General features: G+C 47.0%; 13 protein-coding genes and 1 pseudogene. 9 read left to right on the forward strand and 5 right to left on the reverse strand.

All coding sequences use genetic code 11. The annotated features are described in order from the left end of the window. Both J2S00_RS19405 and J2S00_RS19410 read left to right on the forward strand, forming a co-directional pair. Positions 1–129: pseudogene (locus J2S00_RS19405) on the forward strand (electron transfer flavoprotein subunit alpha/FixB family protein); the annotation flags it as partial. 160 nt (positions 130–289) lie between these two features. Further along, a complete protein-coding gene (locus J2S00_RS19410; protein WP_307343857.1) occupies positions 290–526 on the forward strand; it encodes a hypothetical protein in 237 nt (78 codons plus the stop codon). A 114-nt stretch (positions 527–640) separates the two neighbouring features. Here the strand turns inward: J2S00_RS19410 and J2S00_RS19415 are convergent, their stop codons facing one another. The 5 genes from J2S00_RS19415 to J2S00_RS19435 form a co-directional block, all read right to left on the reverse strand. Then, positions 641–997, reverse strand: a complete 357-nt coding sequence (locus J2S00_RS19415) for an Hsp20/alpha crystallin family protein (RefSeq protein ID WP_307343859.1) — start codon at positions 995–997, stop codon at positions 641–643. Positions 998–1,469: 472 nt separating this feature from the next. Next, positions 1,470–2,228 (reverse strand): ABC transporter ATP-binding protein, encoded by a 759-nt coding sequence (locus J2S00_RS19420; protein WP_307343862.1) that lies wholly within the window; start codon positions 2,226–2,228, stop codon positions 1,470–1,472. After that, complete coding sequence (locus J2S00_RS19425) at positions 2,225–2,923, reverse strand: ABC transporter permease (protein WP_307343863.1); 699 nt, start codon at positions 2,921–2,923, stop codon at positions 2,225–2,227. Before J2S00_RS19425 ends, J2S00_RS19420 begins: the two co-directional genes overlap by 4 nt. An 80-nt stretch (positions 2,924–3,003) precedes the next feature. Continuing rightward, complete coding sequence (locus J2S00_RS19430; protein ID WP_307343865.1) at positions 3,004–3,840, reverse strand: ABC transporter substrate-binding protein; 837 nt, start codon at positions 3,838–3,840, stop codon at positions 3,004–3,006. A 23-nt stretch (positions 3,841–3,863) separates the two neighbouring features. Next, positions 3,864–4,829 carry a helix-turn-helix transcriptional regulator gene (locus J2S00_RS19435; protein WP_307343867.1) on the reverse strand — a complete coding sequence of 322 codons (966 nt, stop codon included), beginning with the start codon at positions 4,827–4,829 and terminating at the stop codon, positions 3,864–3,866. Positions 4,830–5,160: 331 nt separating this feature from the next. Here J2S00_RS19435 and J2S00_RS19440 point away from each other — a divergent pair, with 331 nt between their 5' ends. The 7 genes from J2S00_RS19440 (at position 5,161) to J2S00_RS19470 (ending at position 10,520) form a co-directional block, all read left to right on the forward strand. After that, a complete protein-coding gene (locus J2S00_RS19440; protein ID WP_307343870.1) occupies positions 5,161–6,411 on the forward strand; it encodes an MFS transporter in 1,251 nt (416 codons plus the stop codon). A 241-nt stretch (positions 6,412–6,652) separates the two neighbouring features. Next, positions 6,653–7,417 (forward strand): hypothetical protein, encoded by a 765-nt coding sequence (locus tag J2S00_RS19445; protein ID WP_307343873.1) that lies wholly within the window; start codon positions 6,653–6,655, stop codon positions 7,415–7,417. A 26-nt stretch (positions 7,418–7,443) separates the two neighbouring features. Further along, a complete protein-coding gene (locus J2S00_RS19450) occupies positions 7,444–7,842 on the forward strand; it encodes a GntR family transcriptional regulator (protein WP_307343876.1) in 399 nt (132 codons plus the stop codon). Positions 7,843–7,847: 5 nt separating this feature from the next. Continuing rightward, entirely contained in the window at positions 7,848–8,744 is an 897-nt protein-coding gene (locus J2S00_RS19455) for an ATP-binding cassette domain-containing protein (RefSeq protein WP_307343878.1), read from the forward strand. Then, the gene (locus tag J2S00_RS19460) at positions 8,728–9,108 is read left to right on the forward strand and encodes a small multi-drug export protein (protein WP_307343881.1); all 381 of its coding nucleotides are present in this window, start codon (positions 8,728–8,730) and stop codon (positions 9,106–9,108) included. The genes J2S00_RS19455 and J2S00_RS19460 overlap by 17 nt, the downstream gene beginning before the upstream one ends. 233 nt (positions 9,109–9,341) lie before the next feature. Next, the gene (locus J2S00_RS19465) at positions 9,342–10,343 is read left to right on the forward strand and encodes an alpha/beta hydrolase (RefSeq protein WP_307343884.1); all 1,002 of its coding nucleotides are present in this window, start codon (positions 9,342–9,344) and stop codon (positions 10,341–10,343) included. Between the two features lie 6 nt (positions 10,344–10,349). Further along, positions 10,350–10,520, forward strand: a complete 171-nt coding sequence (locus J2S00_RS19470) for a hypothetical protein (protein WP_307343887.1) — start codon at positions 10,350–10,352, stop codon at positions 10,518–10,520. Positions 10,521–10,656: the final 136 nt, after the last annotated feature.

Raw genomic sequence — 10,656 nt, forward strand, 5'->3', positions numbered from 1 at the left:
ATTGTGGCTATTAATAAAGATCCGGAAGCCGAGATCTTTAAAGTGGCTGACTACGGCATTGTGGGCGACTTGTTTGAAGTGGTGCCCATGCTGACCGAAGAGTTTAAGAAAGTGCTGGCCAAAGCTTAAGTAACCAGTTTCTTTAGCAAGCATCTGGTTGTCCAGCCAACATGAATAGGCTGGTTAACTAGACGTGGAAGATTGAAACAAAGCCCTCCATGTTTCCTGGATTTCTTATCTTACCTGTTTGTCACAAAATGTTCAAATCTTATTAACAGATTCGTCATAAATGGCAGCGCCCAACAAAAACTTGTTCGGTAAAATGGGATGTACAGGGTGTATTCTTATGAGACATGGAGGGTTAAGAAAAATGGATGCTTGGCTCTTTTTAGGCGCTTGGATTTTCTCTGGTATTTTCTTTGTGTTCGTGACTTACCACTATTTCCGCAAGATTGCAGATCTGGAAATTGCAGCTGCTGAAGAAGAGCAGAAAGAAGCTGTAAAGCAAGCAGATAAAGTAGCCTGATTAAGCCCTTATCTAATCGAACTTATCTAATCGAATATGAGTGATTCATTGTTGACAGTTGCCGTGATGGGCAACTTTTTTCTTTCATTTGTTTAGGCCTTTGTTTAGGTTGACTCAGTTTTCAGGTTTAGGCAGCTTCGGGGTGTTTATGCCGTTGTTCCAGTCTTGGCGGCTCCGGTTTTGAGCTTTGGGGATCGTAATGATTAACCTGTTGTTGTCATGGTTAACTTGAATCTTTTCTTTTTCAATGGGAAATGGCAAGGGGATAAAGCGCTCCATACGTCGATAGGATTGCTGCCAAAAATAACGCCTTGTCGTCTGGTGTAAGAACTCAGATTCTTCCCTATGGTTCACACTAAGGTGCAGGCCGTGCGGTTCAAGATATACCTTAACCTGCTCTTTGTTTATGCCCGGCAGCATAATGGTTATCTTTAACTCCTGGTCGGTTTCGTTAAGGGTGAGATGAAACATGGACCATCCCTCCTGGTACACTTCGTAATTAGTCATGTAGCATTAGTAGTTTATGCGCTTATGTTTTCTTTGGGATAGGCAGGAGCCGAGGGGACAAGCCCCTTGAAACTCTCGGGGGTAAGTCCACAAGATCAACTCTTATGGAAGGGGGATTAGAAGTTTGGGAAAGGAATGGTTTGGTTTGAGATGTTTCAGTTTTGAGTTGTGATCCTGCGTGGTGACATCATTTGCGGTTGAAACTGTATGACCCGTATATAGGGGATTGAAGAGACGGGACAGATTTGTCTCAAACAAAACCGGAGCCTTGGAAAATTGGCTCCGGTTAACTCATTAATTGTATAGATTGTTTTTTCCAGTTAAGGGCTTTACCCAGTAGCTAACTGTGTTTCCGATATGGTTTTAAAGCCAAACTCGCCGTAAAACTTCTCCAAATAATGTTGGGCTTGGATTTTTATCGTGGTTTCTTTCATATTTAAAGTGCGAACCCCTGCGAAGCAAATGCGCGCCATTGATTGAGAAACGCTTGTGTCCGTTCATTGGGATACTGGATGACCGTATCAGGGGTGCCTGCTTGCGCGATTTGGCCATCGATCAAGACGATCAGGCGGTCGGTCATATATTTCACTTCCATTAAATCATGGCTGACAAATAAGGTGGTCGTCTTTGTCTCGCGCAAGACCTGTTTCAAATCTTCCATCAAGGCTGCCTTGGTTGGGAAATCAAGGGCAGAGAACGGTTCATCCAAAAATAAAATGTCAGGCTGTAAGACCAGCGCCCGGGCCAGGCTCACTCTCTGGGATTCACCCCCTGACAGGGTATGGGCGTGCTGTTTGGCCAGATGCCCGATGTCAAAACGGTTCAGCCACTCTTCGACCCGCCTTTGTTGCTCTCGTTTATTGACTTTGCGGAACTTTAATCCCAGAGCTACGTTTTGATAAACCGTCATATCCAATAGCAAAGATTGTTGGAATACGGTGGCCATCTTGTGACGAAGCGTTAATGGTACGGCATGGGGGTTGATCTTTCGTCCACGGTAAGTGATCGAACCGGAAGCAAGGGGATCTAATAAGGCCATTACCTTCAGCAGCGTGCTTTTTCCAGCCCCGTTTGGACCGATGATGCCAAGGATTTCCCCTTCTTTCAAGCTTAAATGTTCAACGTGCAAGATGGTTTTGGCCTGCTTCTTCTCCTGCACTGTATAATGAATATCCTTCATTTCATAAATAATCATGCCGATCGCTTCCTTTGTTGCATCAGCGTTAACGCCAATGTGATGAGAAAAGCTAAGGTCATCAGGATAAAGGACAGGGCGATGGCGATATCAAAGTTTCCTTTGGACACTTCCATCACCATCGCCGTGGTTAAAATGCGTGTTTCTCCTTTAATATTGCCGCCAACCATCATGGAAGCGCCCACTTCGGCCAGCACCCGGCCCAGCCCGGCCATAACCGCTGCCATAATGGCCAGGCGTGTTTCTCTCAGGAGTACGAGGAAACTTTGCCATTTCGAGGCGCCCAACGCTTTGATCTGCAGGCGCAAACGGGGGTCAATCTGTTGAAAAGCAGCGGTGGTTAAACCGATGATAATGGGCAGCGACACAAGCACTTGTGCCATAATGATGGCTGTTGGTGTGTAGAGCAGAGCGTAGTGGCCCAAGGGACCCGAACGCCACAGGAGCAGCGTGATCCACAGCCCGGCCACAACCGGAGGCAGCCCCATTCCCAGATTAATGAGCGTGACAACCAGTTTGCGGCCCGGAAAGGTGACCAAGCCCAAAATGACCCCCAGCGGAAGGCCCAACATCACGCTGATGAGTGTTGCAGTCAACGAAACACGCAGTGTCAGCCAGGTGATTCGGAATACTTCCGGATCACCGCTGATGAGCATTTCAATGGCTCTCTTTAATCCTTCCCAGACAAGCTCCATACGTGCCTCCTCTCAGCAGCATATGACATTTGCGCCTTTCAATTCATGACTGAATCATTTATCTCATCGACCAGGTTATTTCATTCTGCATAAGGGAAGAATAACGGTTCGCCGTATGTGTCTACGCCAAAAGAGGCGATGATGTGCTGGACCTCTTCCGAAACCATAAACGAAACAAATGCTTCGGCTGCCTCACTGTTAATCATCTCCGATTTTTCCGGGTTAACCTGCATGACATGGTAAATGTTGAGCAACGATTCATCTCCTTCAACCATGACTTCCATGTTGTCCAACAGGTGCTTAAAGGCAAGGTAGGTGCCCCGGTCTGTTAAGGTATATCCTTCCCGTTCGGCAGCCACATTCAAAGTATCCCCCATTCCTTGGCCGGTTTCCACATACCACTCCTGGTCCTGCGGGTCAATACCGCTGCTTTCCCAAATGCTCAGTTCTTTTTTATGGGTGCCGGAATCATCGCCCCTTGAAATGAACAGGGCGTTAGCATCAGCGATTTGCTTGAACGCTGTATCGACAGGCAGCCCCTTGATGCCTGCCGGATCAGAAACGGGCCCAATGATGATGAAATCATTATACATGACCCGCTTGTGGTTTATCACATCTCCGCTGCGTTCCAATTCCTGCTCGGCATCGGGAGCATGGGTCAAGAGGGCATCGGCTTCCCCTTGTTCTCCCATCGCTAAGGCTTGTCCTGTACCTACGGCAATGGTTTTCACTATGTATCCTGTTTTTTCCTCGAACAGAGGAAGCAACTCATCAAGCAGGCCGCTGTCCTGTGTACTGGTTGTCGTCGCTAAAATCATCTCTTTGTCTCCAGCATCATCTGTGCTCGTTTGACATCCCGCCAGCAATAATAACAGAATCGTCCCCCAAAGCATCAACCTTAATAGTTGCACTTTCATCGTCCGACATCTCCTTTTATCTTTTAATTTAATATGCTTTTAGTTTCGTAGATGATGTTTCCGAGTTCTTCATCATCGTAGCCTTCAAGCTGTTTGAGACTTGTTTTAAAAGCAGCGGAACGCACCATCTGGCAAAATCGTGTTAATGCAGCCTTGTTCTCATCTGTCCAGCGTATAACAAGATCAAAATATTCGGTTGCCACAGGGATGAAGGAGAGATCCACTTTTCTCGCTGCTGCCTCGATCCCCAGGGCCACATCCGCGCTTCCCCTGGCCACCCAGGCCGCTGTATCAAGATGGCTCCATTCTTCGTGTTCGTAACCCTGAATCGATTGCGGGTCAATCTTTCGTTCGGCCAAATGGGCATCTAACAGCAAGCGTGTACCAGATCCTTTCTGCCGGTTGACAAAGGTCACGTCCTCTCTCTGCAAATCTTCCCAGGTTGTGATGTTTTTGGGGTTGTTTTTGGCCACAATAAATCCTTGGGTGCGTGCCGCTAAGCGCATCACAGTGATCGGTTCATGGATAAACAGCCGTTGAATAAATGGCAGATTATATTCTCTTGTGGCCGGATCTATTAGGTGTATGGCAGCTATATCTGTTGCTCCCCGGTACAGCATCATTAACCCTTCTAAACTGCCGATGTAGGACGAGTGCAAAAGCAGAGCAGGAGTAGCTACGTTCATGAAGCGGGTCATGTGCTCAATGAGAAAATCATGACTGCCCGCCAAGCGTAAGGCGGGGCTGGGATAGCTAGGCACGATGGCGTTGCGGCTTTCTATCGTTGAGTAAGAGGTTGTAGAGGATGGAGCGGATACTTTCGTTTGTCTTTTATAAGCTTCCAGATCCTGCGGTTCGATACGCATCTTATTCCCTACGCGAAAAGCAGCCAATTCTCCGCGCTTAATTAACTCATAGACCGTATGTTTTGAGATTTGCAGCAACTCGGCCACCTCATCAGGTGTATAAGGCCGGTTTTCTTTTCTCACCGAGGCACACCTCTATCTGTTTTGTGATAAATTTTGGATAAAAAGTTTAAGACTAGTTTAAATGGTCTAGTATTTAGTGTCAATATATTTTGTATATTTTTATCAAGTTTCATTTGTTTTTGTTAAGTTTTGTTATCCGATCAGGAGGCAACATACATCCTTTTCAATTTGATATCAGTTGGGAGTGAACACATGGTTTTTAGCCAAATGATATGGTATACTCAAATGTTAAGAACATTTTTTCATGTGAGCAGCTACATATAAGCTAACTCCGGAAGGGCCTTCCCGTGGACCGGTTGAAGGCCCCTCCACTTTGCAGAGGTGTTTGGCCATGACAAACAACAATGCCACTCAAACCATCTATCCCATTCTGCTTATTATCGGTTTTGTTCATTTGCTTACTGATGCCATCCAATCTGTTATTCCGGCCATGTTTCCGATTTTGGAACAGTCCATGGGATTGACTTTTTTACAATTGGGTATTATTGCTTTTGCACTCAATATGACCTCATCTATCATGCAGCCGGTTGTGGGCTGGTTGACAGATAAGCGCCCCTCTCCTTTTGCGTTACCAATCGGATTGTGCTTTACTCTTGTGGGTATCATCGGCATTGCTGTGGCACCGAGTTTTTGGTACGCCCTGTTATCAGCTCTATTAATCGGTCTGGGTTCTGCGACTTTTCACCCGGAAGGCTCCCGGGTGGCCTATATGGCAGCGGGTAACCGGAGGGGATTGGCCCAGTCCATTTATCAGGTGGGGGGCAATACAGGGCAGGCGATGGCGCCTCTCATCACAGCCCTTATTTTGGTTCCGCTAGGACAATTTGGTGCCATTTGGTTCACCATTGTCACTTTGATTGCCATTGCCTTGCTCCTATATATTGCCAGTTGGTACCGTACGCAGTTGCAGGAGGGCAGGAAGAAGAAGAGCAGGCAAACGGTCAATCAGGTTAAAGTGGGGGGTTACACCATTGGCTTTGCCCTGTGTTTGCTGGTTTTTCTTGTTTTTGCCCGCTCTTGGTACCATGCGGCGATCACCAATTTCTATGCCTTTTACTTGATTGAGCAGTATCAGTTAACGATTCGCCAGTCTCAGGTGTACATTTTTCTTTTTCTGGCGGCCGGGGCTATTGGCACTTTTGCCGGTGGACCACTGGCCGACCGTTTTGGCAAACGGAATATCCTCTTTTTCTCTATGGTGGGCAGTGCCCCGCTGGCGTTGTGGCTGCCCCACGCCGGACCACTCATGGCCTATGTACTGATGACCTTGATTGGGTTTATTATCTTATCCAGTTTTGCCGTAGTCGTTGTCTATGCCCAGGAGTTATTACCCGGGAAAATAGGTATGGTGTCCGGATTAATTGTTGGTCTGGCCTTTGGTATGGGGGCGATCGGATCCGTTGCACTGGGCTGGCTGGCTGATTTAACCGGTTTGCGGCTGACCATGATAGGGGTCGCCTGTCTGCCGCTTGTGGGACTGTTAGCTATCCTGCTGCCTGCTGACCAGACAATTAAAACGTGGTACACACCAAATCTTCCTTCTCAAGGGGAACAGGCTTCGTCCCCTGCGGGAAGAGCATAGCAGAAAAGCGCAGCATAAACTGCTCATATACAAATAGCTGCTCCAAAATTAAAAGGCACTGAATTGGCAGGCACAGTTTCATAGGGACGGTGCCTGCAGTGTTGTCAGGGAGCTTTTAGGATGAGATTGTCTCTAAATATGGGGATTGACTTGGCTCAACTGTGTATATTATTATATACACATAAACACAATAACAGTACACTATAGAGATGCAAATCAGTAAGTGAGAGAGGGGATTGGCATGTTGGTCAATAAGGATGCCTGGTGGATTGTTTTTCAGGAACTAAAATTATTAGGTTGGCGATACTATCTTAAGACAGCGTTTGTGGTGATTGGTCTCTCTTTTTGGATTGCCTGGTTGTTGGAGAGCATACTTGCCGGGGATCATTATCTTTTTGGGTTCATTAAAGTTACTTATCTGCTCGATTTGCTCTTTCTTTATTTGCTCCCGTTGTTACCGTTCATGTTCCGTCCGGCCCAGGAATATTTTGTGTGGCTGAAGAAAAATGTGTTTGTCGGGTCACGATTGTTTATCTTTTTACGGCCCTTACCTGTTTCTTTGCGCACACTGGCGGCCAGCCGGTATGTTTTTCTTGTGGTCCACGTCCTGATCTTTGTCAGTTTGTTGTTTATTTTGCTGCTCATCTGGCTGCATACCATTGATTGGAAATCGTCAGGAATGAACCATCTTTCATTGGTCTTGGTTTGGATGTCCATTGGGCTGATCATTGGCAGTCTTTATTCTGCCTGTGAATTGGTTTACCGGGACAACAAGTTTGTTGTCAAAGTGGTGGTGTACTCATTGCTTTTTTATTCTGCCCTGCTGCTTTTTCCTGTGTTGATGGAGTGGCTTCTGGGCATGGGCTTAGTACAATGGACGATCTATGTGTCCCTTCACCATCCCGTTTTGGCCCCCTGTGCCTTTCTGGTGGGGGCTGCTGTGAGTGTATTGCTGGGCTGCTGGTACTTGCACCGCTTGATGTGCAAGACGGATCTTCTGGTGTAAGGATATAGCACAAAGGAGGTGGGGCAATGCGCATCCCCATTTGTATTGATCCTGACAGCAAAGAACCATTGTACCATCAAATTGAACGGCAGATTAAAGCGTTGATTGTTGGCGGACAATTGCCTGCGGGGACACCACTGCCTTCTATCCGTGCCTTAGCAGCGGATCTGTCTTGCAGTGTGATCACCACCCGACGGGCTTATCAAAACTTGGAGAACGAGGGGTTGATCAAAACAAGCCAGGGCAAAGGCACCTTTGTATCCGCTGTTGGGGATGTTCAGCGTTTGCACATGAAAAATGAAACAGTCTATGAAGCCTTTCGCCAAGCGGTCAATACAGGCCTGCAGCTGGATTTGGATATCACTGAACTGCGGCATATTTTTGAACAAGTGTTACAGGAGCTAGCCAATCAGAAAGGGGAATGATCATTATGGCTAAACCTCTGGTAAAAATTGCAGGATTACAAAAAGAAATGGGTCATTTTACCCTGGGACCTGTTCAGTTTCAGATTGAGCCGGGCAGTATTGTGGCCGTGGTCGGTCCAAATGGGGCGGGAAAAAGTTCCTTGTTCAAGCTCTTACTCCATTTGCTCCATCCTGATCAAGGGGAAATCTCCCTGTTTGGCTTACACTACCCGGAGCATGAAGTGGTCATCAAACAACGAATTGGCTATGTGCCACAGGATATGTCCGGATGTGAAGGGATGAAAGTGCAAGACATTGTCAAGTGGACGAAACGCTGGTATCCCCGCTGGCAAGCGGCGGAAGTGGAACATTGGCTGAACACGTTCGAGATTGCTCCGCAGATGATCTATAAAAACTTATCTAAAGGGTTGCAAAGAAAGTTCGCTTTTGCCCTGGCACTGGGTGTAAATGGTGACCTGTTACTCCTTGATGAACCATCGGCCGGAGTGGATATGTTTAGTTTACCTGCCGTTTATGAAGGATTGGTTCGTTATATGGAAGCTGGACAGAGAAGCATCTTGTTGGCCACTCATCAACCCCAGGAAGTCAAACAGTTGGCTGATTACATTTTCTTAATGTCCAGGGGAAAACAGATAGGTGTATATGAAAAAGACCGGTTGCTGACCAGCTACAAAGCTGTGTGGATCAGTCAAGGGCAACCCTTGCCTGCTGAGTTGCCTGCTGTGCACAAAGTAGAACAACAAGGAGGATTATGCAGATTAGTGACCTCCGATGTGGAGGCAACCCGTGCATTTCTGGACGCCCAGCAATGTCCCATTATCAGGATAGAGTCCTTGGAACTGGAAGAAATACTGGCTTTATTGATAGAAGGAGGGAGCCATCATCGTGACAGAATGGATTGAAGAGTGGCAATACATCATGGTGTTTCTGCTGTCTGCCACCCCTTGGATTGAAATCGCGGTGGTCATTCCCATCGCCATTATGGTGGTGGGCCTGTCTCCTCTGGGGGTGGGTGTTGTTTCGTTTGTTGGCAACTATCTGCCGGTTGTGGTTATCGTTTTATTGTATGAACGCTGGAAGGCGTGGCGTGCCAAACGTCGACAGAGTGAAACGGAGTCAGACACTGAGATGGGCGGCAAGCGCAGGGCCAGGGCACAGCGCATTTTCGAACGATACGGCACACCGGGATTGGCTCTGCTTGGTCCGCTTGTGACCGGTATTCATTTAGCGGCGGTGATTGCAGTGATGTTTGGTGTCAGAAAATAATATATTTTGTTGTGGATGGGACTTAGCTTGGCCATTTGGGCAGTGGTTTTGTCCGTGGGTTCTGCCTTCGGAATTGACTTGCTGGAGAGGCTGGGATGACTAGGGTTGATCGATTCCTATTTGGTTACTTCTTCCATGGATTAATATTGAAAATCGGATAATGTATGCTGTAGAATATCCATAAACATACCCAGGACGGTTATACTAAATCTTTTGTTAATAGGAGCTTCAGTATGGGTAAATGGCTAAGTATGTTCATTGATAAAATGGGCTTGTTTCTACTTCATCGTAAAAGAAGTCTTTATCCTCAATTTCATGATGATTACGCTTTGGATACAGCTGTAGAGAAGCAAGCCTCTTTTTTTAAGCTTGACACCCTTCCTGATCTCACATTGTCTAGCGGCGTGAAGCTTGGCTCCACGGGGCGTTTCACCTTTGAGAGCCCTGTTCAGTCGGGAGACCAAGAGAATGACACGGCCAGCGGCATCTATTATCTCAGTGATAGAAGCAAAGCCAAACAGATTTCTTCACCGGCTCATGTGATTATTATTCATGGCTGGCGCTCGGATCACCTAGATAAGTTTAAAAAAATATATCTAAACCCCATGTTGAAAGAAGGATATCATGTCTATTTTCCCACCCTTCCCTATCACTTTGAACGTACGGTCGGAGGATTATACAGCGGGGAATATATGATCAGTGCCAATGTGGGACGGACAGTGACCGCAGTAAGGCAAGCGGTGCTGGAGATTCGGACTCTCATCCAATGGCTAAGACAGAACATAGGAGGACAAGTGGTTCTGATTGGCGTGAGCCTGGGCGGGTACGTGGCCAACCTGACCAGCTTGTATGAACAAGAGATTGACGCACTAGTGTCTGTGATGTATGTCAATGATTTGGCCTACGCCATATGGCATACCCCTGTGGGCAAATATATTAAACGAGATTTTGAGCAACACGGTTATACCTATGAACATCTTTGCCGTAAATGGTCTATCTTGCGCACAGATTGCCAATCACCGCTTCTTCCCAAAAAAAGAATCCTGTTGATCAGTGGAAAGCATGACCAGTATGTCATGAATGAAGATGCAGAGCGGCTATGGTTGGCTTGGGGAAAACCAAGGCGTCTGGTGTATCGCTGTGGTCATGCGGGCATTATCTTTAACCGGAAACAAATAGCCAGAGACACCCTTCACTTTTTAGAATCTGCCTTGGGAAATGGTCAGTTTTCTTAGAGTTAAATGGAGTTGAAAGCCATGGTGTTACTGTTTATCCTCTTGTGGTCTGTGGGGCTGTTCTTGATCGTGTGTGATCCGCACCGTGAATCCTCCCGCTGGGCTAGCAGCACCCTGTTTTGCGGTGGAGCTGGAGGGTTGTCGGTTGTCATTGAGGAAAACATCAGATCCCTTTAAGTTTGGGCTGGGGCCCCCCTGAAGGGTGCCCATTTATGGTCAAGTTTTAGACGGGAATCAAGACGATAAAACATGGAATCTAGACGTGATCCAATCTCTTGAACGCAGGTTCTCGCCGGAACAATTAGCCAACGCC

It is taken from the genome of Caldalkalibacillus uzonensis (assembly GCF_030814135.1).
Taxonomy (GTDB): domain Bacteria; phylum Bacillota; class Bacilli; order Caldalkalibacillales; family Caldalkalibacillaceae; genus Caldalkalibacillus; species Caldalkalibacillus uzonensis.